Source organism: Brevundimonas sp. (genome assembly GCF_018608325.1).
Lineage (GTDB): Bacteria > Pseudomonadota > Alphaproteobacteria > Caulobacterales > Caulobacteraceae > Brevundimonas.
In genome coordinates this window covers 1-25,981 of the sequence record NZ_JABAZW010000134.1, presented here as the reverse complement: position 1 = coordinate 25,981, position 25,981 = coordinate 1, and the positions used below count along the sequence as shown (strand labels likewise).

Annotated in this window: 40 protein-coding genes and 1 riboswitch; of the genes, 6 read left to right on the top strand and 34 right to left on the bottom strand. The window is 64.1% G+C overall.

Annotated features, from left to right (window positions below):
* Positions 1-60 precede the first annotated feature (60 nt).
* Positions 61-483, top strand: a complete 423-nt coding sequence (locus QZ281_RS13140) for a VOC family protein (RefSeq protein ID WP_292229057.1) — start codon at positions 61-63, stop codon at positions 481-483.
* 104 nt (positions 484-587) lie between these two features.
* Positions 588-902, top strand: coding sequence for a hypothetical protein (locus QZ281_RS13135; RefSeq protein ID WP_292229055.1), 315 nt, complete (start codon positions 588-590; stop codon positions 900-902).
* 8 nt (positions 903-910) lie between these two features.
* Here the strand turns inward: QZ281_RS13135 and QZ281_RS13130 are convergent, their stop codons facing one another.
* The 3 genes from QZ281_RS13130 to QZ281_RS13120 form a co-directional block, all read right to left on the bottom strand.
* Positions 911-2,314, bottom strand: coding sequence for a Do family serine endopeptidase (locus tag QZ281_RS13130; RefSeq protein ID WP_292229053.1), 1,404 nt, complete (start codon positions 2,312-2,314; stop codon positions 911-913).
* A gap of 56 nt (positions 2,315-2,370) precedes the next feature.
* A complete protein-coding gene (locus tag QZ281_RS13125) occupies positions 2,371-3,681 on the bottom strand; it encodes a TCR/Tet family MFS transporter (RefSeq protein ID WP_292229051.1) in 1,311 nt (436 codons plus the stop codon).
* A 76-nt stretch (positions 3,682-3,757) separates the two neighbouring features.
* A complete protein-coding gene (locus tag QZ281_RS13120; RefSeq protein WP_292229049.1) occupies positions 3,758-4,993 on the bottom strand; it encodes an ectonucleotide pyrophosphatase/phosphodiesterase in 1,236 nt (411 codons plus the stop codon).
* A gap of 97 nt (positions 4,994-5,090) precedes the next feature.
* On the opposite strand from QZ281_RS13120, the gene QZ281_RS13115 reads away from it, so the two are divergent.
* Complete coding sequence (locus QZ281_RS13115; protein WP_292229047.1) at positions 5,091-6,002, top strand: ABC transporter ATP-binding protein; 912 nt, start codon at positions 5,091-5,093, stop codon at positions 6,000-6,002.
* Positions 5,992-6,849, top strand: a complete 858-nt coding sequence (locus QZ281_RS13110) for an ABC transporter permease subunit (protein ID WP_292229045.1) — start codon at positions 5,992-5,994, stop codon at positions 6,847-6,849. The genes QZ281_RS13115 and QZ281_RS13110 overlap by 11 nt, the downstream gene beginning before the upstream one ends.
* On the opposite strand, the gene QZ281_RS13105 is transcribed toward QZ281_RS13110, so the two are convergent.
* Positions 6,821-7,738 (bottom strand): LysR substrate-binding domain-containing protein, encoded by a 918-nt coding sequence (locus QZ281_RS13105; protein WP_292229043.1) that lies wholly within the window; start codon positions 7,736-7,738, stop codon positions 6,821-6,823. The genes QZ281_RS13110 and QZ281_RS13105 overlap by 29 nt on opposite strands.
* A gap of 73 nt (positions 7,739-7,811) precedes the next feature.
* On the opposite strand from QZ281_RS13105, the gene QZ281_RS13100 reads away from it, so the two are divergent.
* Positions 7,812-7,934 carry a hypothetical protein gene (locus QZ281_RS13100; RefSeq protein WP_292229041.1) on the top strand — a complete coding sequence of 41 codons (123 nt, stop codon included), beginning with the start codon at positions 7,812-7,814 and terminating at the stop codon, positions 7,932-7,934.
* Between the two features lie 129 nt (positions 7,935-8,063).
* On the opposite strand, the gene rplQ is transcribed toward QZ281_RS13100, so the two are convergent.
* The 30 genes from rplQ to QZ281_RS12950 all read right to left on the bottom strand — a co-directional run bounded on the left by rplQ (position 8,064) and on the right by QZ281_RS12950 (position 24,331).
* Complete coding sequence (gene rplQ / locus QZ281_RS13095; protein WP_201100503.1) at positions 8,064-8,483, bottom strand: 50S ribosomal protein L17; 420 nt, start codon at positions 8,481-8,483, stop codon at positions 8,064-8,066.
* Positions 8,484-8,588: 105 nt separating this feature from the next.
* Complete coding sequence (locus QZ281_RS13090) at positions 8,589-9,608, bottom strand: DNA-directed RNA polymerase subunit alpha (RefSeq protein WP_201100504.1); 1,020 nt, start codon at positions 9,606-9,608, stop codon at positions 8,589-8,591.
* Positions 9,609-9,699: 91 nt separating this feature from the next.
* Positions 9,700-10,089, bottom strand: a complete 390-nt coding sequence (gene rpsK, locus QZ281_RS13085) for a 30S ribosomal protein S11 (RefSeq protein ID WP_201100505.1) — start codon at positions 10,087-10,089, stop codon at positions 9,700-9,702.
* Positions 10,090-10,103: 14 nt separating this feature from the next.
* Positions 10,104-10,472 (bottom strand): 30S ribosomal protein S13, encoded by a 369-nt coding sequence (rpsM, locus tag QZ281_RS13080; protein WP_201100569.1) that lies wholly within the window; start codon positions 10,470-10,472, stop codon positions 10,104-10,106.
* A gap of 128 nt (positions 10,473-10,600) precedes the next feature.
* Positions 10,601-11,332: an energy transducer TonB gene (locus tag QZ281_RS13075; RefSeq protein WP_292229037.1), complete on the bottom strand. Its 732-nt coding sequence runs from the start codon at positions 11,330-11,332 to the stop codon at positions 10,601-10,603.
* Positions 11,333-11,383: 51 nt separating this feature from the next.
* The gene (locus QZ281_RS13070; protein ID WP_292229035.1) at positions 11,384-11,944 is read right to left on the bottom strand and encodes an adenylate kinase; all 561 of its coding nucleotides are present in this window, start codon (positions 11,942-11,944) and stop codon (positions 11,384-11,386) included.
* A 41-nt stretch (positions 11,945-11,985) separates the two neighbouring features.
* Positions 11,986-13,365, bottom strand: a complete 1,380-nt coding sequence (gene secY / locus QZ281_RS13065) for a preprotein translocase subunit SecY (RefSeq protein WP_219353644.1) — start codon at positions 13,363-13,365, stop codon at positions 11,986-11,988.
* Positions 13,366-13,495: 130 nt separating this feature from the next.
* Positions 13,496-14,089, bottom strand: a complete 594-nt coding sequence (gene rplO, locus QZ281_RS13060) for a 50S ribosomal protein L15 (protein WP_292229033.1) — start codon at positions 14,087-14,089, stop codon at positions 13,496-13,498.
* A gap of 144 nt (positions 14,090-14,233) precedes the next feature.
* The gene (gene rpmD, locus QZ281_RS13055; RefSeq protein WP_184277823.1) at positions 14,234-14,422 is read right to left on the bottom strand and encodes a 50S ribosomal protein L30; all 189 of its coding nucleotides are present in this window, start codon (positions 14,420-14,422) and stop codon (positions 14,234-14,236) included.
* Between the two features lie 2 nt (positions 14,423-14,424).
* The gene (gene rpsE / locus QZ281_RS13050) at positions 14,425-15,033 is read right to left on the bottom strand and encodes a 30S ribosomal protein S5 (protein WP_271164723.1); all 609 of its coding nucleotides are present in this window, start codon (positions 15,031-15,033) and stop codon (positions 14,425-14,427) included.
* 12 nt (positions 15,034-15,045) lie between these two features.
* On the bottom strand, positions 15,046-15,402 hold the full coding sequence (rplR, locus tag QZ281_RS13045; protein ID WP_292229031.1) for a 50S ribosomal protein L18: 357 nt from the start codon (positions 15,400-15,402) through the stop codon (positions 15,046-15,048).
* Between the two features lie 3 nt (positions 15,403-15,405).
* Positions 15,406-15,939: a 50S ribosomal protein L6 gene (gene rplF / locus QZ281_RS13040; RefSeq protein WP_292229030.1), complete on the bottom strand. Its 534-nt coding sequence runs from the start codon at positions 15,937-15,939 to the stop codon at positions 15,406-15,408.
* Between the two features lies 1 nt (position 15,940).
* Positions 15,941-16,339: a 30S ribosomal protein S8 gene (rpsH, locus tag QZ281_RS13035; RefSeq protein WP_135195331.1), complete on the bottom strand. Its 399-nt coding sequence runs from the start codon at positions 16,337-16,339 to the stop codon at positions 15,941-15,943.
* A 15-nt stretch (positions 16,340-16,354) separates the two neighbouring features.
* The gene (gene rpsN / locus QZ281_RS13030; protein ID WP_201100514.1) at positions 16,355-16,660 is read right to left on the bottom strand and encodes a 30S ribosomal protein S14; all 306 of its coding nucleotides are present in this window, start codon (positions 16,658-16,660) and stop codon (positions 16,355-16,357) included.
* 19 nt (positions 16,661-16,679) lie between these two features.
* Positions 16,680-17,240 (bottom strand): 50S ribosomal protein L5, encoded by a 561-nt coding sequence (gene rplE, locus QZ281_RS13025; RefSeq protein ID WP_292229024.1) that lies wholly within the window; start codon positions 17,238-17,240, stop codon positions 16,680-16,682.
* Positions 17,240-17,548: a 50S ribosomal protein L24 gene (gene rplX / locus QZ281_RS13020; protein ID WP_201100516.1), complete on the bottom strand. Its 309-nt coding sequence runs from the start codon at positions 17,546-17,548 to the stop codon at positions 17,240-17,242. The genes rplE and rplX overlap by 1 nt, the downstream gene beginning before the upstream one ends.
* 1 nt (position 17,549) lies before the next feature.
* Positions 17,550-17,918 (bottom strand): 50S ribosomal protein L14, encoded by a 369-nt coding sequence (rplN, locus tag QZ281_RS13015; RefSeq protein WP_003164378.1) that lies wholly within the window; start codon positions 17,916-17,918, stop codon positions 17,550-17,552.
* Positions 17,919-17,936: 18 nt separating this feature from the next.
* Positions 17,937-18,179, bottom strand: a complete 243-nt coding sequence (gene rpsQ / locus QZ281_RS13010; RefSeq protein WP_292229020.1) for a 30S ribosomal protein S17 — start codon at positions 18,177-18,179, stop codon at positions 17,937-17,939.
* A gap of 10 nt (positions 18,180-18,189) precedes the next feature.
* Positions 18,190-18,387, bottom strand: a complete 198-nt coding sequence (gene rpmC, locus QZ281_RS13005) for a 50S ribosomal protein L29 (RefSeq protein WP_292229018.1) — start codon at positions 18,385-18,387, stop codon at positions 18,190-18,192.
* The gene (gene rplP, locus QZ281_RS13000) at positions 18,387-18,824 is read right to left on the bottom strand and encodes a 50S ribosomal protein L16 (RefSeq protein WP_292229017.1); all 438 of its coding nucleotides are present in this window, start codon (positions 18,822-18,824) and stop codon (positions 18,387-18,389) included. The genes rpmC and rplP overlap by 1 nt, the downstream gene beginning before the upstream one ends.
* A gap of 3 nt (positions 18,825-18,827) precedes the next feature.
* A complete protein-coding gene (rpsC, locus tag QZ281_RS12995; RefSeq protein WP_248117204.1) occupies positions 18,828-19,583 on the bottom strand; it encodes a 30S ribosomal protein S3 in 756 nt (251 codons plus the stop codon).
* The gene (rplV, locus tag QZ281_RS12990; protein WP_201100520.1) at positions 19,583-19,963 is read right to left on the bottom strand and encodes a 50S ribosomal protein L22; all 381 of its coding nucleotides are present in this window, start codon (positions 19,961-19,963) and stop codon (positions 19,583-19,585) included. Before rplV ends, rpsC begins: the two co-directional genes overlap by 1 nt.
* A 3-nt stretch (positions 19,964-19,966) precedes the next feature.
* Positions 19,967-20,245: a 30S ribosomal protein S19 gene (gene rpsS / locus QZ281_RS12985; RefSeq protein WP_183203624.1), complete on the bottom strand. Its 279-nt coding sequence runs from the start codon at positions 20,243-20,245 to the stop codon at positions 19,967-19,969.
* A gap of 2 nt (positions 20,246-20,247) precedes the next feature.
* Entirely contained in the window at positions 20,248-21,084 is an 837-nt protein-coding gene (gene rplB / locus QZ281_RS12980; RefSeq protein WP_292229013.1) for a 50S ribosomal protein L2, read from the bottom strand.
* Between the two features lie 4 nt (positions 21,085-21,088).
* Positions 21,089-21,391 (bottom strand): 50S ribosomal protein L23, encoded by a 303-nt coding sequence (locus QZ281_RS12975; RefSeq protein WP_087119318.1) that lies wholly within the window; start codon positions 21,389-21,391, stop codon positions 21,089-21,091.
* Positions 21,391-22,029, bottom strand: coding sequence for a 50S ribosomal protein L4 (gene rplD / locus QZ281_RS12970; RefSeq protein WP_292229012.1), 639 nt, complete (start codon positions 22,027-22,029; stop codon positions 21,391-21,393). The genes QZ281_RS12975 and rplD overlap by 1 nt, the downstream gene beginning before the upstream one ends.
* On the bottom strand, positions 22,029-22,778 hold the full coding sequence (gene rplC, locus QZ281_RS12965) for a 50S ribosomal protein L3 (RefSeq protein WP_292229010.1): 750 nt from the start codon (positions 22,776-22,778) through the stop codon (positions 22,029-22,031). Before rplC ends, rplD begins: the two co-directional genes overlap by 1 nt.
* A 21-nt stretch (positions 22,779-22,799) precedes the next feature.
* A complete protein-coding gene (rpsJ, locus tag QZ281_RS12960) occupies positions 22,800-23,105 on the bottom strand; it encodes a 30S ribosomal protein S10 (protein ID WP_003164367.1) in 306 nt (101 codons plus the stop codon).
* 258 nt (positions 23,106-23,363) lie between these two features.
* Positions 23,364-24,143, bottom strand: a complete 780-nt coding sequence (locus QZ281_RS12955) for an acyl-CoA thioesterase (RefSeq protein ID WP_292229007.1) — start codon at positions 24,141-24,143, stop codon at positions 23,364-23,366.
* Positions 24,140-24,331, bottom strand: coding sequence for a hypothetical protein (locus QZ281_RS12950; RefSeq protein WP_292229005.1), 192 nt, complete (start codon positions 24,329-24,331; stop codon positions 24,140-24,142). Before QZ281_RS12950 ends, QZ281_RS12955 begins: the two co-directional genes overlap by 4 nt.
* Before the next feature lie 105 nt (positions 24,332-24,436).
* Positions 24,437-24,642: riboswitch (cobalamin riboswitch) on the bottom strand.
* Positions 24,643-24,891: 249 nt separating this feature from the next.
* Between QZ281_RS12950 and QZ281_RS12945 the strand changes: the two genes are divergently transcribed.
* The gene (locus QZ281_RS12945; RefSeq protein ID WP_292229003.1) at positions 24,892-25,665 is read left to right on the top strand and encodes a porin; all 774 of its coding nucleotides are present in this window, start codon (positions 24,892-24,894) and stop codon (positions 25,663-25,665) included.
* Positions 25,666-25,981 lie beyond the last annotated feature (316 nt).

Here is a 25,981-nt window from a genome sequence, read left to right as displayed (position 1 = left end):
TGTAGTCGTTCGCCAAAGCCTTTTCACGCGTTAGAAGGGCGCAATCACGGAGATCGCCCAATGACCGACGCCAATCCGAACCAGGGCCCGACCGGTGGCGTGACGCCCCACCTGACAATTCCGGCGCGCGGCGCCTCGGCGGCGGTGGACTTCTACATCATCGCCTTTGGGGCAGAGGTGCTGGACCGCAGGCTGGCCGACGACGGCGAGCGGCTGATCCACGCCCATCTCAAGATCAATGGCGCCAGCGTCATGCTGAACGACGAGTTCCCGGAATACACCGGCCAGTCCAACATCCGCCCTGTGGGCGTCACCCTGCACCTGCAGGTCACAGACCCCGACGCCTGGTGGACCCGCGCCATGGTGGTCGGCGGCGCCGAGCCGGTCATGGACATGGCCGATCAGTTCTGGGGCGACCGCTACGGCCAGCTCCGCGACCCCTTCGGCCACACCTGGTCGATCGGCGGACCGAAGAAGGGCTGAACGGCCGAACTTACCAGAGATTAACTGGCGTCATTCGCCAATCCGCCTGAAAGCTCCGCAAATCATCGGCGCAGTGCCGGTGCTTGTGAAGGTTTCGGGACAAGATGACCAAACTAACCTCGCTGTCGATCTTAGCTTTAGCCTGCCTGACGACAGCGGGTTGCGCGGTCCATCGCTATCCGATGGCTGTTGCTTGGGCGCCTGCATCTGACCAGAGCCTGACTTGCGCGCAACTCTCCACCGCAGCCGACGACGGGCGTCGCCTGCAGGCGCAGATCGAAAGCATTGCTTCAGGCGACCGCAAAGCGCGTGCAGAAAAACCGCGCCTGTATTCGACCGCGAAAAGCGACGCGGATCGCGCAGTTGATGCGCGACTGGCCGCCATAGAAGCGCAAAGGCAGGCGCAAGGCTGCGCCTAGCTCTCCCTTTATCTCAGGACGCCGCGCACCTGACGGCCGCCGCGATTGATGACGACATCCCATGGGCCACGACCGGCGCCAGCGGCTTCCACATCGCGGGCCGAGTTGATGGCGCGGCCGTTGATGCTGACGATCAGGTCGTTCTGACGGAAGCCAGCACGGGCGGCGTAACCGCGACCGGACACGCCGGTGATGATCACGCCCGTAGTGAAGGGATCGCCGCCCAGACGGTCGGCCAGCGCCGGGTTCAGAGCAACGACCTCGGCGCCCGAGAACGGCCCGGCCTCAATCGTCGTTCCCTGCTTGGGATCAGCATCGCCCGGCAGAGGCTGGACACGCGCGCTAAGGGTCTGGGCGCGACCGTCACGCAGGATGGCCACCTGAACCTGATCGTTCGGATTACGTGAGCCGACGCGGTAGTTCAGCCCGCCCTGATCATTCACCTCCTGCCCATCGACAGCGGTGATGACGTCGCCCTGACGCACGCCTGCGCGGGCGGCGGGGCCGTTGGCGTAGACATCCGTCACCACGATCCCCTGCGGACGGCTGAGGCCCAGACTGCCCGCGATGTCGCCGGTGACGGTGTTGCCCTTCACGCCCAGCCAGGGCCGCACCACCGCGCTTGCGCCGCCCAGTGCAGAATCGACCACCCGCTTCACCATCACCGCAGGCACGGCGAAGCCGACGCCCGCCGACGACCCCGACCGCGAGAAGATGGCCGTATTGATGCCGATCAGATTGCCGTCCATGTCCACCAGCGCCCCGCCCGAGTTGCCGGGGTTGATGGCCGCATCGGTCTGGATGAAGGAGCCGCTGTCGGAAATACCTGTCTCAGTCCGGTTCAGGGCCGAGATGATGCCGTTGGTCACCGTCTGGCCCACGCCGAACGGGTTGCCGATGGCCAGAACCAGATCACCGACCTGCTGTTCTTCCTTGTCGTCGATGGCCAGCACCGGCAGCCGGTCGCCGACGTTCTCCAGCTTCAGCACGGCGATATCGCTGCGCTCGTCGGCAAGAATCACGGTGGCGGGGAATTCACGCCGGTCGTTCAACACGACCTTGATCTGCTGGGCGCCGTCGATGACGTGGTTGTTGGTGACGACGATGCCGTCCGAGCGGACGATGACGCCCGACCCAACGGACTCAGCCACCCGCGCCTGCGGAATGCCGCCGCCGAAGAACTGGAAAAAGGGATCGGCCTGCACCCGCTGGACGCTGCGGGCCGAGATATTGACCACGGCGGGGGCCGCGGCGCGCACCACGGGGGCGAAGCTGGACTTCATCCCCGCCACATCGCTGGGCGCGGTGCGCGTGGGCTGGGCGAACTCGCCCTCCTGCGCCTTGGAGGGCTGAGGGTTGCCGCAGGCGGTCAGGGCCAGGGCGGCGACAAGCACGATCGATCGGGTCTGCATATTCATCCGGCGTTTGATCTCAAGCATCGCCATTCCGCACCCGATTTCGGGCTGGATCAAGGCGTGTGCGCGGCATCAACGGACGAGCTTTCGGCCCGTTCCGCCCGCCGCGCCGTGATAAATGCGACGCCAAAGGCCAGCACCAGCACAATGGCCGACAGATAGAAGGCCAACCCCGGCGCATGGACGAATGTGTCGATCAGCCCCATCCCCTTCGCCTCCAGCCATCCGGTCAGGGGCTCGAACCCGCCGCCCACCGACAGCGAATAGATCCAGCCGAAGAACAGCGGCGACGCCACGCCAGCGATGGAGGCCACGCTCATGGTCGCGCCCTGAAGTTGGCCCTGCTCGCTCTCGGACACCTGGCGCGTCATCAGCGACTGCAGGGTCGGCATGGCCAGTCCCCACAGGGCGTTCGGCAACATGGCGGCGACGAATGCCCACCCCGTCGGCGCCCAGCCCATCAGCGCCATGCCGATGGTGCCGCCGATCAGACCCAGCAGCATGGTTCGACGGTCGCCCAGAACCTTGGTCACCGGGCCGATGATCACCCCCTGCATGATCATGTCCAGCAGGCCGACCATGGCCAGCAACATGCCGACCTCCTTGGGACCCCAGCCGTAACGGAACTGGGCGTACAGGACGAAGACCGCCGAGAAGACGTGGTGCGAGAAATGCAGCAGGAAGGTCACCCCCGCCAGTCCCGACAGCTCGCGATGCCGCCCCAGCAGGACCATGGCCCCGACTGGATTGGCCCGCCGCCAACTGAACTTCATCCGCTTCTCGCGCGGCAGGCTCTCAGGCAGGATCACCAGACCATAGAAGAAGGCAATGCCCGACATGGCGGCGGCGGCCCAGAAGGGCGCACGCGGGTCATAATCGCCCAGAAACCCGCCGATCACCGGACCCAGCACAAAACCGCCGGAAAAGGCCGCGCCGATCAGTCCATAGGCGCGCGCACGTTTCTCGGGCGCGGTGATGTCGGCCATATAGGCGTAGATGGTGGTGAAGCTGGACGAGGTGATCCCCGCCACAATCCGCCCCAGCGCCAGCCACCACAGGTTCGGCGCCAGCGCCATCAGCACATAGTCGATGGCCAACCCGGCGCAGCTGATCAGGATCACCGGACGACGCCCGTACTGATCCGACAGCGACCCTATGATGGGCGAGGCGACGAACTGCATCCCCGCCCACAGCGCCACGAACAGGCCGTTGATGATGCCCGCCCGCGCGTTGGAGCCGACGAACTCCTCGATCAACTGCGGCAGCACCGGAATGATGATGCCCATGGCGACGATGTCGAGCACCGCCGTCACGAAGATGAAGCCAATGGCCGCCTTCAGCCGCTTTTCAGGAATGATCGACATGGGACGCGTTTCGTAGCGGCGGCGGGTGATCAGCGACAGGGAAAATCAACGCCTCCCTCGCCGCTCATTCAACCGATCAGGGCTGGGTCACCGCCAGGGTGTCCGCCGTCTTGCCGTCCACGACCGGCCCGGTCAGGCCCAGCACCCGCACCAGGAACGGCTGGACATCCACGCTCTGCAGGCCGGTCAGACGACGACCGGCGACGACGCCCGGTCCATGGGCGATGAACAGGGCCTGCATCTCCGGCGCCTGATTGTCATAGCCGTGCGCCCCGCCATCCTTCTCGACCGGGCGATCGCGCGACGTCGCCGTCCAGCCCGTATCGACCAGGCACACGATCTGCGGCACGCGCGGATTGGTTCCATAGGCCAGACGCGCAGGCACATCCGCCTTGTTCCAGCACTCCAGATGCGGATGCTTACCCACCAGCTTCTGCTGCACCTCGACCTCACGGCCCGGCGCCGGATCGACCGACAGGAAGGCGCCCGCCGAAACCACCTTCAGCGCCGATGGGTCGATGATGTCGTCGATCCAGACCACGCGGTCCGGCGAGGTCGCGGCCATGCCGTGATCGGACACGATCACCAGCAGGGTCCTGTCGTACAAGCCCCGCGCCTTCAGCCCATCGACCAGCCGACCGATGGAGGCGTCGACCGAGGCGACCGCGGCGCGCGTTTCGTCCGCATCGGGGCCGTAATGGTGTCCCGCTGTATCGACGATGTCGAAATACAGCGTCTCCAGCTTGGGTCGCTGTCCCGCAGGCAGGTCCAGCCACGACAGGATGCGGTCCACGCGCGCGTCGCCCAGAACATCCTTGTCATAGGCCTGCCACAGGCTGGGACGCAGGCCGTGGTTCTCGGTTTCTGATCCCGGCCAGAACATGGTGCCGGTGCGCACGCCCTGACGTTCCGCCGTGATCCAGATCGGCTCGCCCTGCGCCCAGAAGCCCGGCTCCTTGTTGGCCATGGTGAAGACGCCCAGTTCGGCGTCGTTGAACTTGTTGCCCACGATGCCGTGGTGATCGGGGTGCAGGCCGGTGACCAGCGTATAGTGGTTGGGGAAGGTCACACTGGGGAAGGACGGACGCATCGGTCCGAACGCCCCGCCCGCGACCAGACCATCCATCACCGGCGTCTGTCCCTTGCCCAGATAATCCGGGCGGAAACCGTCGATGGAGACCAGGATCACCTGCTCGGGCCGCGGCGCCTCCGCCACAGCGGCGGCAGGGGCCATCGGCGTGCGGTGCGCAGACGGTGTGGTCGTGCAGGCAGCCGCCAGAAGGGCAAAGGCCAGCGGCAAAAGGCGAGACATGGAACGCTCCGGTACAAACTCGAAGATTGCCTAACCTTAATCCGCGACAGACGCACGACGACTTGTGGGAACAATGTTCCCGCGCCAAGGTCTGACCATGGAAACCGTTATCGACATTCGCGGTCTGACCAAGACCTATGGCACAGTCAGGGCGCTGGACGGCCTGACCCTGTCGATCCCGCGCGGCGGGGTTTACGGCATTCTGGGACCGAACGGCGCGGGCAAGTCCACGCTGTTCCGCACCCTGCTGGGCCTGATTCGCCCAACCGCTGGCGACGCCACCATCATGGGCGGCCCCATGGGCGCCCCATCCTCCATGCGGCGCATGGGGTCGATGATCGAAACGCCCCGCTTCCCGCCCTTCCTGACGGCCCGACAGGTGCTGGAATGGCTGGGCCGCGCGCATGGCGGCGTGACGGCGACCGAGATCGAACACTGGCTGCAGCGTGTCGGCCTGACCGAGGCGGCCGATCGCCGGGTACGCGGTTTCTCCGTCGGCATGCTGCAGCGTCTCGGCGTGGCGGCGGCGCTGATGACCAAACCAGACCTCGTCATTCTGGATGAGCCGACCAGCGGCATGGACCCGCCCGGCATTCAGGAGATGCGCGCCCTGATCCGCAGTCTGGCGGACAATGACGGCGTCACCATCGTCCTGGCCAGCCACCAGCTTCAGGAGGTCCAGCGCGTCTGCGACCGCGTGGCCATCTTCAACAAGGGCAAGGTCGTCACCGAGGGCCGCGTCTCTGACCTGACGGCGGCGGGCGAGCGTCTGCGCCTGTCGGTCACGCCCCTGGCCCGCGCCCTGGCCGTGCTGGGCGACCGCGCCAGCCTGGATAGCGACGCTGTCCTAGCCTCAGTCCCGCGCGCCGAAGGCCCCGCCGTCATCAAGGCGCTGGTGGAAGGCGGCGTCGACGTCGAAGAGGCCCGCTGGATCGGCGCCGATCTGGAAGACGTCTTCATGAACCAAACCGGCTGGACCGGCGTGCAGGAGCTGAACCATGCTGGCTGACGCCATCCGCTCCGAAACCTATCGCCTGTCCAAGAACCGCACCGCCCTGTTCTGGAGCGTGCTGTTCATCCCGATCATCAGCGTCGTCCTGTCCGTCATCGCCATCATCGTGGCCAAGGCGCGAGAGGCCGAACTGGCCGGAAAACTGCCGCCTGAACTGCTGCAGCGTGACCCGCTCAATCTTGCCGAGTCGCTGGTCAAATCCGCCGCCGACTTCGCCAACCCCATCGTCCTGCTGTTCATCCTGATCGGTGCGGCGACCATCTATGCGGGGGATTACCGCTGGGAGACCTGGCGTCTGATCAGCGCACGCAACACCCGCGTGAACCTGCTGACAGGCAAGGCCGTCGTCGTCATCGGCCTGACGATTCTGGCAACCGTTGCGGGCCTTCTGGCGTCTGTTGTCACCAATATTGTCCAGGCCCTGGTCCTGTCGCGCAGCCTCAGCTTCACGATGGACGGCGCAGGCTTCACGGACTTTGTGCAACTGACCCTGCTGGCCTGGGCGCGGATCATCCAGTTCACCATGCTGGCCCTGCTGGCCGCGACCGTCACCCGTTCGCTTCTGGCGGCCCTGTTCGTGCCCCTGGTCATCAGCGTGGCCCAGTTCTTCCTGCCGCAAATGCTGATGCAGATGGGCGTCTCGCCCGAAGGCTGGCTCGCGCCCCTGCTCTCGCCCGGTCTGTCTGCTGATCTGCTGAAGGCGGTCATCCAGGGCGGAATGGAAGCGGCTGGCCTGCCGCCTCAAGCGGCGCTCAAAGCCATCGTCGGTCTGACGGTCTGGATCGTGGGGCCGTTCGTTGCTGCAGTGGCCTATTTCAATCGCCAGGACCTGTCGAAGGAATAGGCGGCGGCGGGCTTTGTTCGCCTTCTGCTACCAGCCAGTCGCGGAAGGCGTCCACCGCTGCATCCCTGCGTCCCTCGGGCCGCAGGAAGGCGAACCACGACGGCCGCTCCACAAAACCAAAGGGCGCCGCCAGCCGTCCCGCCAGCACATCCGGCGCCACAAAGGCCCAGGGCGCGACCGCCACGCCCATGCCGGATATGGCCGCCTCGACCAGCGAATGATTATGCGCGAACTCCCGCTCCTCCACGGCGGGCGCCAGCGTCACCCCCGCCAATTCCGCCCACGCCGCCCAAGCCCGCCTGAACGTCGCTGACCGCAGACGCGTCGCCCCGGCCACGGCTTGCAGATCAGGCAGGGACGCCATCAGCGACGGCGCACCGACCGCTCCCTGATGCTGAGCCAGAAAACGCGTCGCCTCGGTGCGGGCATAGACCTCGTCCGGCTCTATGATGCGGACGGCGCCGTCGAAACGATCACGCCGGAAATCCACAGGCCTGTAGGATTCCGACACCCGGACCCGCACCTCGGGGTGCGCCGCCAGGAAACCCGGCAACCGGGGGATCAGCCATTTCAGAGCAAATGTGCCCAGGCAGGAAATCTCGATCTCTCGCGCCGTTCCCTGCCGCGTCGCCTGTACGGCGTCCTCAATGGCCTCGAATGCCGGCGTCAGCCGGTCTGCCAGCGCCAGCCCCGCTTCCGTCAACATCAGGGCATGACGCGGCCCGCTGACCAGCACCACGCCCAGAGACGCCTGCAAGGCGGCGATCTGACGACTGACGGCGCCGTGGGTCACGCACAGCTCATCAGCCGCTCGGGTCATGCTGCGATGCCGGGCGAAGGCTTCAAAGGTGCGTAAGGCGTTCAAAGGCGGCGGCGCGGCACGGTTCATGTGACTTCCCCTCACAAGTCACTGCCCGCTTAATCGATTTCGACGGGCGTGAAAATCGGCTTCACACTGACCGATGTTCCAACAGCCCCAGACACCCGAACCGCCCCGCCTGTCCGACCGCATCGCCTACGGCCTCTGCATCCTGATCATCTGGATGCTCGCCGTGATGGAAATGGTCAGAGGCTGGCCCTTCTAACAGTGTCGTCTCGGCCAGAAACCAGATCTGTGGGACGACGCCGCATCTGTGATTTCGCCGCACAAGCAAAAGGGCGGCCGGATCGCTCCGGCCGCCCTTTCGGCGTTCAGTCAGAAAGAGACGTAAGGCTTAAGCCTCGTCGTCGCCTTCGAAGACCAGGACCGGACCGGAGTCCTTGCCCTTGGCTTCCACGTCGCGATCGACGAACTCGATCACGGCCATCGGGGCGTTGTCGCCGTGGCGGAAGCCGGCCTTCATGATGCGGATGTAACCGCCGTTACGTTCGGCGTAGCGCGGGCCGAGCGTTTCGAACAGCTTGCCGACTTGCGGCACGTCGCGGACCTGGCTGATGGCCTGACGACGAGCGTGCAGGTCGCCCTTCTTGGCGAGGGTGACCAGCTTCTCGACGAAGGGACGCAGTTCCTTCGCCTTGGGCAGGGTCGTGGTGATCTGCTCGTGCTTGATCAGCGAGGCGGCCATGTTCGCGAACATGGCGGTGCGGTGGCTGGTCGTACGACCGAGTTTACGGTGGGCGGCGCCGTGGCGCATCTGGGTCTCTCCTACTCCGGGCCCGGTATCTCCTTAGAGACCTAGGCCCGTAATCTTCTAACCGCCCCGGCATTCTCCCAGTGGGAGACGGGCGGAGGGTTGAACTTAGATCTGGTCGTCGAACTTCTTGGCCAGATCTTCGATGTTTTCAGGCGGCCAGTTCGGCACATCCATGCCGAGGCTGAGGCCCATCGTCGCGAGAACTTCCTTGATCTCGTTCAGCGACTTGCGGCCGAAGTTCGGGGTGCGAAGCATTTCGCCCTCGGTCTTCTGGATCAGGTCGCCGATGTAGACGATGTTGTCGTTCTTCAGGCAGTTGGCCGAACGAACCGACAGCTCCAGCTCGTCCACCTTCTTCAGCAGCGCCGGGTTGAAGGGCAGGTCGGGCTTGCCGTCCGACTGCTCGACAGCCTTCTTGGGCTCTTCGAAGGTGATGAAGATCTGCAGTTGGTCTTGCAGGATGCGCGCAGCGTAGGCCACAGCGTCAACCGGCGTAACCGCACCGTTGGTTTCGACTTCCAGCAGCAGCTTGTCATAGTCCAGCGACTGGCCTTGACGGGTCGGCTCGACGCGATAGGCGACGCGCTTGACCGGCGAGTACAGGGCGTCGACGGCGATCAGGCCGATCGGCGCATCTTCCGGACGGTTGAACTCAGCGGCGACATAGCCCTTGCCGTTCTGCACGGTCAGTTCCATGCGGATCGAAGCGCCGTCGTCGAGCGTGCAGATGACGTGATCGGGGTTCAGAACCTCGATGTCGGCCGGCACGTCGATCTGGCCAGCGGTGACAGCGCCGGGGCCCGTGGCGCGCAAAGTCATGCGCTTGGGGCCTTCGGCGTGCATGCGCAGCGCCAGTTGCTTGATGTTCAGAACGATGTCGACCACGTCCTCGCGCACACCTTCCAGCGACGAGAATTCATGAACAACGCCGTCGATTTGGATGGCCGTGACTGCCGCGCCTTGCAGCGAGGACAGCAGAACGCGACGAAGCGCGTTGCCGAGCGTCACACCGAAGCCACGCTCGAGAGGTTCGGCAACCAGGCGCGCCTTGCGCTGGGCGTCGGAACCGATCTCGATCTGCGGCTTCTCGGGACGGATCAGCTCTTGCCAGTTTCTTTCGATCATTTTGTCCCTCGAACGGGTTTCGTCGGCTCCGGCCTTGTCGACGAGGCCATGGTGGAGCCGACGGAGATGGGGGTGCTCTTAGCGGGGTCGATTAGACGCGACGACGCTTGGGCGGACGGCAACCATTGTGCGGCATCGGGGTGACGTCGCGGATCGTGGTGATCGTCAGGCCGACCGACTGCAGAGCGCGCAGAGCCGACTCACGGCCGGAACCCGGACCCGAGACGTTCACTTCCAGCGTCTTCACGCCGTGCTCTTGTGCCTTCTTGCCTGCGTCTTCAGCCGCCATCTGGGCTGCATACGGGGTCGACTTACGCGAACCCTTGAAGCCCATGTGACCGGCCGACGACCAGGAAATCGCGTTCCCTTGTGCGTCGGTGATGGTCACCATGGTGTTGTTGAAGCTGGCGTTCACGTGGGCGACGCCCGACGTGATGTTCTTGCGTTCGCGGCGCTTTACGCGACCCGGTTCCTTGGCCATCGATCAGCTCTCTCTTACTTCTTCTTGCCGGCGATCGGCTTGGCCGGACCCTTGCGGGTGCGAGCGTTGGTGTGGGTGCGCTGGCCGCGGACCGGCAGGCCCTTACGGTGACGCAGGCCGCGGTAGCAGGCCAGGTCCATCAGACGCTTGATGTTCATCGAGGTCTCGCGGCGCAGGTCGCCCTCAACCGTGTGATCCTTGTCGATCGTTTCGCGGATCGACAGGACTTCGGCGTCCGTCAGCTGGTTCACACGACGAGCGGACTCAATGCCCACCTTCTCGGTGATGTCCTTGGCGGCGGCGGGGCCGATGCCATGGATGTACTGAAGCGCGATGAATACGCGCTTGTTGGTCGGGATGTTGACGCCAGCAATACGGGCCACGAAATTCTCCAGATACGCGTTAGTCAGACGCAACAAACGCTCCGGTCAACAGACCAGGAGCGTGGCGCCCTTCGCGGGAAGCCGCCCTTATACATATGATTCACAGGGCGTCAACGTCTTCGGGCTTGTCAACGCGGCGGACGGCCGAAGTCGACCCCCACCGTGACCCTCTGCCCTTCGATCGGACGGCCGTTTTCTGTCGGCGGCTGAAAGCGGAAATAGCCCGCGACCCGCAGGCCCGCAGCACCAAAGCCCAAGCCCGCCGGGGTCTCTTCTAGCACGCGGCAGGCCTCAAGCCGACTGTCCAGGCGGATAACGCATGACAGCTCCACCCGACCATAGCGGCTGCGGGCGTTGGCGGGGTGCATATCCCGGATCTGGCCGATGGTCGGACCTGTGACGATTCGCGGGCCGGTCGAGCCGCTGCCCGGGCCCTTTCCAGAGCCTGTACCGCTCCCGCTTCCTGTCCCCTGCCCGCCCTGGCCGAAACCCGGTTCGACTGACGGCGTCGGGGCGATGCCGACAACGGGCGCCGGCTCAGGCGCCTTGGCGGGCGGCGCAGGCAGTTCCGGCGGACGCGGCTTAGGCGGTGGCGGCGGTGTGTGAATAGTGGCGGGCGCAGCAGGTGCGCCTCCCCCGGCCTTGGGCGCTGGCGGATCCCGAGAGATCGGCGGCGGGGGATCGTAGAGAATGACCTCAAACGGCTGCGGGTCGATCACCGGCGAGGCCTTGGGTCCCCTCACCTGTCCCAGCAGCAGGAACAGGCCGATCTCGGCGACAGCGACGGCGGTGAATATGCCCGCCATGCGCCACCGGCGCAGGCGGGACTTTTCCGAAGGGCTGGCGGCGCGTTCGGTCATCGGACGATCAATGCCCGAAAACGCGCGTCACGCCAAACCCCGGTTCAGATTTCAGGCGAGTGCCTCGTCGATGGCCTTGGCCACCGATTCGATGGAGCCCATGCCGTCGGCCTCAGTCAGCTTGCCCTGCGTCTCATAGTAGGGAAGCAGCGGGGCGGTGTTGTGGTTGTAGGCTTCCAGACGCACCACGAAGGACTCAGGATTATCGTCGGGGCGGCCCTGGTCGGCATAGCGTTTGGCGACACGTTCCAGCAGGGCGTCGTCATCCACCTTCAGGCGGACCACGGCGTCGATCTGCTTGCCGCGTTTGGCCAGCATGGCGTCCAGCGCCTCGGCCTGAACGACAGTGCGGGGGAAGCCGTCGAAGATGGCTCCACCAGCGGCCTCGGCCTCGTCCAGACGGTCTTCGATCAGGGCGATGACGATCTCGTCGGTGACCAGATCGCCCCGCGCCAGCACGTCCTTGACCTTGTTTCCCAGCTCCGAGCCCGAAGCGATCGCCGCGCGAAGCATGTCGCCGGTGGAGAGCTGGACCATGCCCTTCTCTTCCACCAGCCGTTTCGCCTGGGTGCCCTTGCCCGCCGCCGGCGGTCCGAACAGGATCAAGTTCACGCTTTAAGCCCTCCCCTAGGCTTGGTCTTCAAAGTTTGGACTTAGCGACGGACAGGCGTGGGAGCGCCACGACCGCCGCGACCGCGCAGCTTGGCCTTCTTGATCAGGCCTTCGTACTGGTGCGCCAGCAGTTGAGACTGAATCTGGGCCACAGTGTCCATCGTGACCGACACGACGATCAAGATAGACGTTCCGCCAAAGTACAGGCTGTTGCCGAACTGGCTGACGATGAACTCAGGCAGCAGGCAGACGGCGGTGATGTAGGCGGCGCCGATCACCGTCAGGCGGGTCAGGACATAGTCCAGATATTCCGCCGTACGCTTGCCCGGACGGATGCCCGGCAGGAAGCCGCCGTACTTGCGCAGGTTCTCGGCCGTGTCTTCAGGGTTGAAGGTGATCGAGGTGTAGAAGAAGCAGAAGAAGATGATCAGGGCGGCGTAGAGCACCATGAACAGCGGCTGGCCGTGCGTCAGCTGCGCCGTCACCAGCGGCAGCCAGCTTGCCCAGCTGGGCAGGTCAGCGTTGGCGGTCATGGTCGCAACCGTCGTCGGCAGCATCAGCAGCGACGAGGCGAAGATCGGCGGGATAACGCCCGCAGTGTTGACCTTCAGCGGCAGAAACGAACGCTCGCCCCCAGCCATGCGGTTGCCTTCCTGGCGCTTCGGATACTGGATCAGAAGACGGCGCTGGGCGCGTTCCATGAAGACGATGAAGACCACGGTGGCCACAGCCAGAATGGCGATGAACAGCAGGGCGAAGGCCGACATCTGACCTTGCTGAGCCAGGCCCAGCAGACGGGCGATGGTGGACGGCAGAACCGCCACGATGCCTGCGAAGATGATCAGAGAGATGCCGTTGCCGACGCCGCGCGCCGTAACCTGCTCACCCAGCCACATCAGGAACATGGTGCCGCCGGTCAGGGTGACGACCGTCGAGACGATGAAGAAGATGCCGGGGTTGTCGACCAGGCCGGCCTGGGCGTTCAGGCCCGCCGCGATGCCGAAGGACTGCGCCAGAGCCAGGAACACCGTCAGGTAACGGGTGTACTGGTTCAGCTGCTTGCGGCCGCTTTCGCCGCCTTCCTTCTTCAGCTTCTCCCAGGGCGGATACACGGTGCCCATCAGTTGCACGATGATGGACGCCGAAATGTACGGCATCACGTTCAGTGCAAAGATGGCCATACGCTCCACCGCGCCGCCCGAGAACATGTTGAACATGTCCAGGATGCCGCGCTGACCGCTCGGGTCTTGGAAGAACTGCAGGAAGGCCTGCGAGTTGATGCCCGGGATCGGCACGTAGGTGCCGATGCGATAAACCAGCAGAGCGCCCAGGGTAAACAGCAGGCGCTTGTGCAGCTCGGTCGCTTTCGCGAACGAGCCCATGTTCATATTGGCGGCGAGTTGTTCTGCGGCCGAAGCCATTTATGCGTCCCCACGACTGAGAGAGTCGTCAGATAGGCGGAAAGCGGCTCTCATGCGAGAGCCGCTTCCGTTCTTTCGTCGTCGCAGGTGTAATCAGGTCACGACCTAATCGCCGCAACGACGGGTTTGCTTATGCCTTGGCGGCGGTGCGCTTGGTGCGAGCCGAGATCTTGTTCTCGTCGCCGCGCGGCGCCTTGGGAGCCGGAGCCTTGCCCTTGGCGGCGTTGCGCTTCTCGAGGCGGGCAGCAGCCTTGGCTTCTGCAGCGATACGCTCTTGCACCACGGTGCCGCCAGCAGCTTCGATCGCCTTGATGGCGCCCGAGGTTGCCGACCAGACGACCAGGTTCAGGGCTTGCTTCAGCTCGCCGGTGCCCAGCAGACGCACGCCGTCCTTGACGCGACGGATCACGCCAGCAGCGACCAGGGCGTCGCCCTTCAGTTCCGACTTGGCGTCCAGCTTGCCAGCGTCGATGGCGTCTTGCAGGCGCCACAGGTTCACTTCAGCCAGCTTCAGCGCGTTCGGGTTGTTGAAGCCGCGCTTGGGCATACGCATGTACAGCGGCATTTGACCGCCTTCAAAGCCCAGCAGGCTGACGCCCGTACGCGACTTCTGACCCTTGACGCCACGGCCAGCGGTCTTGCCCTTGCCCGAACCCGGGCCACGGCCGACGCGCATGCGCTTCTTGTGTGCGCCTTCGTTGTCGCGGATTTCGTTCAGTTTCATATGCCTGATCCTTTCGGGTGCTAGCGCCCGGAACATTTGTCCGGACTCGGCGGTGAAAAAATGAAGGGCCGCTTCTAGGCGGCCCTTCGGGTATCTGCAAGTGCAGAAACGCCCTCCCCCGGTTTCGGGAGAGGGCGCAACGGCTTACTTTTCGACGATCTCGGTGAGGTGGGCGACTTTTGCGATCATCCCACGAACCGAAGGCGTGTCTTCCAGCGTCGATTCACGACCCAGGCGATTCAGACCCAGGCCCACCAGGGTGGCGCGTTGGTCGTTCTTGCGGCGGATCGGCGAACCGGTCTGCTTGACGGTGACAGTCTTCTTCTCAGCCATGATCAGGACTCCACAGCTTCAGGCGCCGAGGCGCCGTCGTTGCGACGGCCCATCAGATCCGCGACCTTCTTGCCGCGCTTGGACGCGACTTGACGGGGCGAGGACTGGACCTTCAGTGCTTCGAACGTTGCACGGATCATGTTGTAGGGGTTCGACGAGCCGGTCGACTTGCCCACAACGTCTTGAACGCCGAGGGTTTCGAGGACTGCACGCATCGGACCGCCTGCGATGACGCCGGTGCCGGGAGGGGCAGCGCGCATCATGATCTTGCCAGCGCCCCAACGGCCGTTGCCGTCGTGGTGCAGGGTGCGGTTCTCGCGAAGCGGAACGCGGATCATCGTCTTCTTGGCTTCTTCAGTCGCCTTGCGGATGGCTTCCGGCACTTCACGGGCCTTACCGTGACCGAAGCCAACGCGACCCTTGCCGTCGCCGACAACCATCAGAGCGGCGAACGAGAAACGACGTCCGCCCTTAACGGTGGCCGCAACGCGGTTGATGTGCACCAGCTTCTCGACGATGTCCGAATCCGGACCGTCGACAGCGGGAGCGTTGCGATTGTCACGACGGTTGCGATCGTTGCCGCCGCCGCCGCGCTGGGGTTGATGCGCCATGCTTCGCGTCCCTTAGAAGTTCAGGCCGGCTTCGCGCGCGGCTTCCGCCAGCGCCTTCACCCGTCCATGATAGATGTACTCGCCACGGTCGAAGACGACGTCCTTGACGCCCTTCTCGATGGCGCGTTCGGCGATCAGCTTGCCGATTGCAGCAGCAGCAGCAGCGTCCGAGCCCTTCTTGCCGCGGCCGCCTTCCAGCGACGAAGCAGAAGCGACGGTCACGCCAGCGGCGTCGTCGATGATCTGGGCCGAGATGTTCTTGTCCGAACGGTACACCGACAGACGCAGACGACCGTTGGCGACGGCCTTCAGGCGGCGACGAGTGCGCTCCGAGCGGCGCTTGGCTTGTTGTCGAAGAGAAAGAGCCATGACTTACTTCTTCTTGCCTTCCTTGCGACGGACCTTCTCGCCCGCGTAACGGACGCCCTTGCCCTTGTAAGGCTCAGGCGGACGCAGCTTGCGGATGACCGCGGCGATCTGACCGACGGCTTGCTTGTCCGAACCGGAGACCTTGATCTCGGTTTGCTTCGGAACAGCAAAGCTGACGCCAGCCGGCGGAGCGATGTCGACTTCGTGCGAGAAGCCGAGTTGCAGCGACAGAGCATCACCCTTCATGGCGGCGCGGTAACCCACGCCGACCAGTTCAAGCGACTTCTCGAAGCCAGTCGTGACGCCGACAACCATATTGTCGACCAGGGTGCGCGACAGGCCCCACATCGCGCGAGCGCGTTGCGTGTCCGTACGCAGGGCCAGCGACAGTTCGTCGCCTTCCTGGGTGACTTCGATTTCTTCGGCGACGGTCCAGGAGCGTTCGCCCTTGGGACCCTTCACGGTGACGTTTTGGCCGTCGAGCGTGACAGTCACGCCCTTCGGCACTGCGATGGTTTTCTTGCCAATACGGGACATATCAGTAGACCCTGCAGAGGACTTCGCCGCCGACGTTGGCGTCGCGCGCAGAAGCGTCAGACATGACGCCCTTCGAAGTCGAGAGGATCGAGATGCCGAGGCCGTTCTTGATCGGCTTCAGATCGCCAATCGCGGAGTAAACGCGGCGGCCCGGCTTGGACACGCGAGCGATCTCGGCGATGACGGGCTGTCCGTCGAAGTACTTCAGCTCGATCTCGAACTGCGGAAACTCACCCGGGTTCTGAACCAGGTTGTAACCGCGGATGTAGCCTTCGTCCTGCAGCACGTCGAGGACGCGCTGGCGCAGACGGGAAGCCGGGGTCAGCACCTTGGAACGCTTGCGGGTCGCCGCGTTCTTGATGCGAGCGATCATGTCGCTCAGGGGATCGTTGATCATCATGTCTGTTCGCTCCCCTTACCAGCTGGACTTGGTCAGGCCAGGGATCTGGCCCTGGTTGCCGAGTTCACGCAGCGCAATACGGCTCATCTTGAGCTTGCGATAGAACGCACGCGGACGACCCGTCACTTCGCAACGGTTGCGAATGCGGCTCGGCGCGGAGTTGCGCGGCAGTTCCGCCAGCTTCAGGCGCGCGTCGAAGCGCTCCTCAAGCGGCAGGCTTTCGTCGTTAGCGGTCGCCTTCAGGGCGGCGCGCTTTGCGGCATACTTCGCAACCAGAGCCTTGACGGCTTCGTTGCGGTTTACGGCGCTCTTTTTAGCCATTGTTCTCTTCCCTTCCCGCTCAGTTCTTCACGAACGGGAACTTGAACTCGGTGAGAAGCGCGCGCGCCTCGTCATCGGTCTTGGCCGTGGTGCAGACGATGATGTCCATGCCCCACATCTGGTCGATCTGGTCGTAGTTGATCTCGGGGAACACGATGTGCTCCTTCAGACCCGTGGCGTAGTTGCCGCGACCGTCAAACGAAGTGCCCTTCAGACCACGGAAATCCTTCACGCGCGGCAGCGCGATCGTGATGAACCGGTCCAGGAACTCATACATTTGGTCGCCGCGCAGCGTAACCTTGCCGCCGATGACCATGCCTTCACGCAGCTTGAAGCCAGCGATCGAGTTGCGCGCCTTGGTGGCGACAGCCTTCTGACCAGCGATAGCCGTCAGGTCCTTGAGGGCGGCGTTCGCCTTCTTGGAGTCTGCAACAGCTTCACCGATGCCCATGTTCAGGACGATCTTGTCCAGCTTGGGGATCTGCATCTCGTTGGTGTAGCCGAACTTCGTCTTCAGTTCCGCACGGATGCGGGCCTGATAGTCGGCCTTGAGGCGCGGGGTGTACTTTTCGGTAGCCATCAGATGACGTCTCCCGTCGTCTTGGCGATGCGGACCTTCTTGTCCCCATCGATCTTGAAGCCGACGCGGGTCGCCTTGCCGTTGGCGTCGGCGATTGCGACGTTCGACAGGTGAAGCGAGGCTTCCTTGTTCTTGATGCCGCCTTGCGGGTCAGCCTGGCTCGGGCGCGTGTGGCGCTGAACCATGTTGACGCCCTGGACGAGAACGCGGTTTTCGGTAGGCAGAACCTTCAGCACGGAACCCGTGCGGCCCTTGTCCTTGCCGGTCAGGACGACGACGCGGTCGCCCTTTTTGATCTTGGCGGCCATATTACAGGACCTCCGGAGCCAGCGAGATGATCTTCATGTGGTTCTTGGCGCGCAGTTCGCGAGGAACAGGGCCAAAGATCCGCGTGCCGACCGGCTCGTTTTGCTTGTTGACGATGACCGCAGCCGACTTGTCGAAGCGGATGACAGAGCCGTCCTTGCGTTGGATGTCCTTGGCGGTGCGCACGACGATGGCGCGAACGACGTCGCCCTTCTTCACGCGGCCACGCGGGATGGCTTCCTTCACGGACGCGACGATTGTGTCGCCGATCGAGGCGTAGCGGCGCTTGGAGCCGCCCAACACCTTGATGCACATGACCCGGCGGGCGCCCGAGTTATCGGCCACTTCCAGGTTAGTTTGCATCTGGATCATAAGATCAGATCCTTCTGATTACGATGCGGAGGCGTTGGAAAGGACTTCCCAACGCTTCAGCTTGGACTTCGGGGCGCACTCGACGATGCGAGCGATGTCGCCGACCTTGAGCGCGTTGGCTTCGTCGTGCGCGTGGTACTTCTTCGAAGACCGGACGATCTTCTTCAGAAGCGGGTGGACCAGCGTGCGCTCCACCTTCACGACGACAGTCTTTTCGCCCTTGTCGGACACGACCACGCCTTCAAGAATTCGCTTGGGCATATTCGTTTCCTTACGAGGCCGCACGCTTCTCGCGCAGAAGCGTCGAGATGCGAGCGATGTCTTTGCGCACTTCACCCACACGGTGGGTTTTCTCCATCTGGCCAGTGGCCGCCTGGAAGCGCAGGTTGAACTGTTCCTTCTTGAGCTTCAGAAGCTCGTCGGACAGTTGGTCGTTGGTTTGCGACCGCAGATCAGCAATCTTGGTCATTAGGCTGCTTGCTCCGTGACGATGCCGGCATCCAGGCGGGTGACCACCTTGGTGCGGACCGGCAGCTTGGCGGCGCCGAGACGCAGCGCTTCACGAGCTACATCGTCCGGCACGCCGTCGATTTCGAACATGATGCGGCCAGGAGCCACGCGAGCGGCCCAATGGTCCACAGCGCCCTTGCCCTTACCCATCCGGACTTCGGCCGGCTTGCCCGTGACGGGCAGGTCGGGGAAGACGCGGATCCAGACGCGGCCCTGACGCTTCATCTGGCGAGTGATCGCGCGGCGGGCCGCTTCGATCTGACGCGCGGTGATGCGGTCGGGTTCCATGGTCTTCAGGCCGTAGGAGCCGAAGTTCAGCGAGAAGCCGCCCTTGGCCGAGCCGTGAATCCGGCCCTTGAAGGCCTTGCGGTACTTGGTCTTCTTCGGTTGCAACATGACTTAGTTCTCACGTCCCCGGTCGCGACGCGGACCGCGGTCGCCACGGGGGCCGCCGCGTTCGCGGCCTTCGTTCGAGGAAGGACCCGAGGCTTCCTGGGCCCAACGCTTGTCCTGGGCCATCGGGTCGTGCTCGAGCACTTCACCCTTAAACACCCAGACCTTCACGCCGATGATGCCGTACGTCGTCTTGGCTTCATAGAAGCCGTAGTCGATGTCAGCACGCAGGGTGTGAAGCGGCACGCGACCTTCGCGGTACCATTCCATACGAGCGATTTCGGCGCCGCCGAGGCGACCCGAGACGTTCATCCGGATGCCCTTGGCGCCCAGACGCATGGCCGACTGCATCGAACGCTTCATGGCGCGGCGGAAGGCCACGCGACGCTCGAGCTGCTGAGCGATGTTCTCAGCGATCAGCTGCGCATCGGTTTCCGGCTTGCGGACTTCGATGATGTTCAGGTGAACTTCACCTTCGGTGCGCGCCGAGATGTCCTTGCGGAGCTTCTCGATGTCAGCGCCCTTCTTACCGATCACGACACCCGGACGGGCGGCGTAGATGGTGATGCGGCACTTCTTGTGCGGGCGCTCGATGATGATGCGCGACACGCCAGCAGCAGCCAGACGTTCCTTCAGCCACTCGCGCAGCTTCAGGTCCTGGTGCAGCAGGCGGGAGTAGTCGGCGCCGGCGGCGAACCAACGGCTGTCCCACGTGCGGTTTACGCCGAGGCGCAGACCGACCGGATTGATTTTCTGTCCCATCAGGCGGCCTCGCCGGCTTCACGGACCACGATCGTGATCTCGCTGAACGGTTTCAGGATGCGCGACGAGCGACCACGAGCGCGGCTCGCGAAACGCTTCATCACCAGGTTCTTGCCCACGAAGGCCTCGGCGACAACCAGGTTGTCGATGTCGAGGTTGTGGTTGTTTTCGGCGTTGGAAACGGCCGAATACAGGACCTTGCGTACGTCGCCAGCGATGCGCTTACGGCTGAATTCCAGCTCGTTCAGCGCCTTCTGGACCGGCATGCCGCGGATCGAAGCGGCCACCAGGTTCAGCTTTTGCGGGCTGATGCGCACGTTGACCAGCTTGGCGCGGGCCTCGGTCGGGGCGACCCGACGGGTGTTCTTGGTCTGGGCCATCGGTTACTTCCTTTTGGCCTTCTTGTCCGCCGCGTGACCCGGGAAGTTCCGGGTCGGGGCGAACTCGCCGAACTTCATGCCGACCATCTCTTCCGAGACCGACACGGGAACGTGCTTCTGACCGTTATGGACGCCGAACGTCAGACCGACGAACTGCGGCAGGATGGTGGAACGACGCGACCAGGTCTTGATCACATCCTTGCGGCCCGACGTTTGAACGGCGTCGGCCTTCTTGAGCAGATACCCGTCGACAAACGGGCCTTTCCAGGAGGAGCGGGCCATTCTTAGCGAGCCTTCTTAACGTGGCGGGTACGGATGATGTACTTGTCCGTAGCCTTGTTCTTGCGGGTACGAGTGCCCTTGGTGTCCTTGCCCCACGGCGTAACCGGGGTGCGACCACCAGAGGTCCGGCCTTCACCACCACCATGCGGGTGATCGATCGGGTTCATGGCGACGCCGCGAACGTGCGGACGCCAGCCCATGTGACGCTTACGACCGGCCTTGCCCAGGTTCTGGTTCATGTGGTCGGGGTTCGAAACCGCGCCCACAGTGGCGATGCAGCCGTCCAGGACCATGCGCAGCTCGCCCGAGCCGAGACGGATCTGGGCGTAGCCCTGATCGCGACCGACCAGCTGGGCGTAGGCGCCAGCCGAACGGGCCAGTTGAGCGCCCTTGCCGGGCTTCATTTCGATGTTGTGGATGATCGTACCCACCGGCATCGAACGCAGCGGCATGGCGTTGCCAGGCTTCACGTCGGTCTTTTCGCCCGCGATCACCGTGTCGCCAGCCTTAAGGCGTTGCGGCGCGATGATGTAGGTCTTTTCACCGTCTTCGTAGGTCACGAGAGCGATGAAAGCCGTACGGTTGGGGTCATATTCCAGACGCTCGACCGTGCCGACCATGTCCCACTTACGACGCTTGAAGTCGATCTTGCGGTACAGGGTCTTGGCGCCGCCACCACGGAAACGGACCGCGATGCGACCGCCCTGGCCACGTCCGCCCGACTTGGTCAGGCCTTCGGTCAGCGACTTTTCCGGACGGCCCTTGTGGAGTTCCGAACGGTCGACCAGCACGAGGGCGCGACGGCCCGGCGAAGTCGGATTGTAGGTTTTCAAGGCCATCTGATCAGAGCCCCGTGGTCACATCGATCGACTGGCCTTCGGCCAGCGTCACGATAGCTTTTTTGATGTCGACGCGACGGCCGAGGATACCCCGGAAGCGCTTGGTCTTGCCCTTTTGAACCAGGGTGTTGACCTTGACGACGTTGACTTTGAACAGGCTTTCGACCGCAGCAGCGATCTCGTCCTTGGAGGCCGTGTCCGCAACGCGGAAGACAACCTTGTTCTGCTCCGACAGGATCGTGGCCTTCTCGGTGATCACCGGAGCCAGGATGGTGTCGTAGTGCTTGGCGGTAGGTTGAGCAGCCATTACGCAGCTTCCTTATCGCTGAAGCGGGCTTCGATCGCCTCGATAGCGGCCTTGGTCAGCACCAGCTTTTCAGCCCGCAGGATGTCATAGACGTTCAGGCCGGCGTTCGGCAGCACGTCGATGTGCGGGATGTTGCGTGCGGCCAGGCCGAAGTTCGTGTCGACTTCCGGACCCGCGATGATGAGAGCCTTGGTCCAACCCAGCTTGCCGAAGGTCTCGCGCAGCGAGGCCGTCTTGGCTTCCTTGACCGAGACGCTGTCGACGACGATCAGGTCGCCGGACTTCGCCTTGGAGGACAGGGCGTGACGCAGAGCAAGCGCGCGGATCTTCTTCGGCAGCGAGAAGCCGTGGTCGCGAACGACCGGACCGAAGGCACGCGAGCCGCCGACGAACTGCGGTGCACGGCGCGAACCGTGACGAGCGCCGCCGGTGCCCTTTTGCTTGTACATCTTCTTGCCCGTACGAGAGTTCTCGTTGCGGGTTTGAACCTTGTGCGTACCGGCGCGGCGCTTGGCCAGTTGCCAGTTCACGGTGCGGGCCAGGATGTCGCCGCGGATGTCAGCGATGCCGAAAACGGCGTACGACAGTTCCAGGTCGCCAGCAGCCTTGCCGTCGAGTTTGATGACAGAGAGTTTCATTACGCTTCACCGCCTTCGGTCGCTTCCACCGAGGCTTCTTCAGCCGGGGTCGATGCGGGTTGAGCAGCAGCCTTCGACGACTTGACGGCGCCCGGGAACGGGGCCTCAGCCGGACGGGCCTTCTTGATGGCGTCACGAACCTTGACGTAGCTGCCGTCATGACCGGGGACAGCGCCCTTGATCAGGATCAGGCCACGCTCGGCGTCCACGCGGACGACGGTCAGGTTCTGAGTGGTGACGGTTTCAGCACCGTAGTGGCCAGCCATCTTCTTGCCGCGGAAGGTGCGGCCTGGATCTTGGCGTTGACCGGTCGAACCATGCGAGCGGTGCGAAATCGACACACCGTGCGTGGCGCGAAGGCCGCCGAAGTTCCAGCGCTTCATGGCGCCGGCGAAACCCTTACCGATGGTTTCACCTTGGATGTCCACCTTCTGGCCGACCAGGAAGTGTTCAGCCGAAATCTCGGCGCCCACGTCCAGCAGACCGTCCGCGTCAACGCGGAACTCGGTGACATAGGCCTTGGGTTCGACCTGGGCCTTCGCGAAGGTTTCGCGTTGAGCCTTAGCCGTGTTCTTGGCCTTCTTGGTGCCAGCGCCCAGCTGGAGAGCGACGTAGCCGTCACGCTCCTGGGTACGTTGGCCGACGACTTGGCAGCCGTCGAGCTGCAGCACAGTGACCGGTACGTGCGCGCCGTCTTCGGCGAACACGCGGGTCATGCCCAGCTTCTTGGCGATCACGCCCGTGCGCATCGGATCCCGCCTCTTTCTACTTTAAATCTTGATCTCGACGTCCACGCCAGCGGACAGGTCGAGCTTCATGAGCGCGTCCACGGTCTGCGGGGTGGGGTCGACGATGTCGAGCACGCGTTTGTGCGTGCGGATTTCAAACTGCTCACGCGACTTCTTATCGACGTGCGGCGAGCGGTTCACGGTGAACTTTTCGATCAGGGTCGGCAGCGGAATCGGACCGCGAACGGTCGCGCCGGTGCGCTTGGCTGTATTGACGATCTCGCGCGTCGAGAAATCGAGGACGCGGTGATCAAAGGCCTTGAGCCTGATGCGGATGCTTTGATCCATATCGGTGCTAACTTCCAATGCGGTCGGAGGACCGCGTCCCTGTGAACTATTTCAAAGACCAGAGGCCTTCGGGCAAAAGCCCTCAGGAAACGCAAATCCGCAAAAACGAGCGGCCCACGCAGTTGCCCGCGAAGGCCGTGAAATCCCAAGAAGCTGCAAAGAACAGTGACTTAGGTCGTTCTTGCGAACCGCGTCTGCACCGAAGTGCACAGCCGGTCCAACAAGAGTGGTGGCTTATGCCTACCGATTCCGATTTCGTCAAGCGGCGAAACCGTGTCCCGGCGGGCTGTTTTCGGGTCTTTGGATAGGGCTCGACCTGCCCGCCTCATCGACCGCCACCATGACGAATTCTGCGACGGCAGAGCGACGGCGTTCGCCGGTCAGCAGCGCTTCGGACCACAGCTCGACCTCTATGGTTATGGAGGAGCGTCCGATCTTGGTGGCGCGCGACGCCAGTTCGATCATGTCCCCCTCTCTTATAGACTCTGCGAAGTCTATGCGATTGGACGCCGCCATGACCATGACCGCCCGCGCCTCCTTGGTGGCGCAGACAAAGGCGGCCTTGCCCATCAGCTTCAGGGCGTCGCCGCCGTACAGGGTGCCGTAGTGATTGGTCCAGGCAGGGAACACCATCTCCACCGCCCGGAGCCAGCCGTCGCCTTCGTTCTGACCGTTGGCCGGCAGAGGCGGCAGGTCGCCCTGCCCGTCCTGGCGCGGCGCCACCATATTGAAGACGCCCCGCGTGCACAGCCGACGCTCGCCGCTGACCGGCGCCTCAGCCCACAGATCCACCTCCACGCCCATTGAGGTCCGCCCGACGCGCACGACGCGCCCGGTGGCCTCGACCATCTCTCCGATCCGGGCCGGAGCGGCGAAGTCGATCCGCTCGCAGCTGGCGGTCACGGTCGGCCGTCGCGCATGACGCGCCGCCGCCAGAAAGGCCACCTTGTCCAGATGCGCCAGGCCGACGCCGCCAAACAAAGTGCCGTGGTGATTGGCGTCCCCGGGGAACACCATGTCGATCAGGGTGACGCTCATGTGCGTGACGCCTCATCGCGCGCAGTCCTGCTGTCCTGCGCCATGTTCATCAGGCCGCCCAGATCAGCCGCGGCGGACAGCAGCGAGGCCGCATGGCGCTTTGCGCCCCCCGGCGTCGTCTCCAGCTCACGCCTGGGGCTGATGCGGTGAAGGGCGTGGGTCGCCAGCCGGGCGATTTGGCGGTGCATGTCTGAAACCTGTGTTGTGGCCAGGTCTCGAACAGGAACGCGCGAACGCCCACGCGGACACACGGGTCCGGCGGCGCACTAGCGGCCTGACCGGGCACCCCGCCGGAGGACGTTATCTGTCGGGGCAGGTCTCCTGGCTCACGGGTCGACATCTCGGACCCGGCCTTCCCGGCGCCGGAACGCCAGTGACACGATATGGACCCTCGACTCGCCGCTTACAGTTGCGGGGGCAGCGCCGGTTTCACACCGGCTTCCCTCTTAGCTACACGCGCCCCGAAGACCGCGTGCAGACCACGACAATTGCAGATGACCGCAGATCAGCTTCGCCGTCAATCACATAAGGACTTCCTTATATGACCGGCGAATTGCCGCCCGTTAACCCCTTGCCCCAAGTCCTCCGCGAGCGTGACACATTGCAGACACAACCCGTGGCCGAACCGTCACAGTACTGTTGCAAGTGCTTAATCTAACGGCGGTTTCATGCCGGAATCGTCCGGGTCCTGATAGCAGCGCCCTCCCCGGCTCCCCTCCGGGGCACAGACTGCTAAGGAAAAAGAACAATGAAGACGATCCTCCTCGCGACGGCCGCCGCCGCCACCCTGATCGCCGCTCCGGCTTTCGCTCAAGACGCCATCGGTTCGGTCGCCGTCTCCTACACGAACCCGTCGATCGACGCAGACGGCTTCAAGGCTGCTGCTGACGTCTGGTCGGTCGACGGCACCGTCGCCCTGCCCGTCCAAGACTGGACCGTGACCCTGAACGGCGCTGTCGACTACACCAAGGCTCTGGGCACCGACGACACCTCGGCCATGCTGGCTGCTCACGGCACCAAGCTGTGGACCTCGGACGTCCGCGCCGGCGCCTTCGTCGCCGCCAACACCATCGGCACGGGCGACACCGTCTGGACCGTCGGCGCTGAAGCCCAGAAGTACCTGGCCAACGCCACCCTGACCGGCGCTGTCGCCTGGAGCGACACCAGCATCGGCAACGTCTGGACCGTCGGCGGCGACGCTGCCTACTACGTCCTGCCGAACCTGCGCCTGAACGCTGGCGTCAGCTACAACAACGTCGACATCACGGGCGGCAGCGTTGACGCCTGGACCTACGGCGTCGGCGCCGAGTACGAAATCAAGGACACCCCGTTCTCGGTCGGCGCCGCCTACACGCGCGCTGACATCGACTCGGTCGACGTCGACACCTGGTCGTTCAACGTCCGTTACGCCTTCGGCGGCGGTCTGCAAGCTCGCGACCGCGCTGGCGCCAACCTGGGCGTCCCCGCGATCACGCGTGTCCTGACCGGCTTCAAGGGCGTGGCCAAGAACGCCTCGATGTAAGACCTTCGGGTTTTAGATGCAGAAAGCCCCGGCGGAGCGATCCGCCGGGGCTTTTTCATGTCTGGCGCCCACTGTGCCGCGGACACGAAAAAGGCCCCCGGGGTTCCACGACCGGGGGCCTTCCTCTCGCGGCGGAGAGTTCGGGTCTTAGCGCCCGATGTTCAGGGTCCCGGAGCCGACAACCGAGCGTTTGACCTGGCCTGTCGCGGCGCCGACATTCACATTGCCCGAGCCTGCGATTGAGACGTCCAGATCGCCGGTCGTCCCGCCGAACCGCACATTGCCCGAGCCGCCGATGGCGACCGAGAAACGCGGC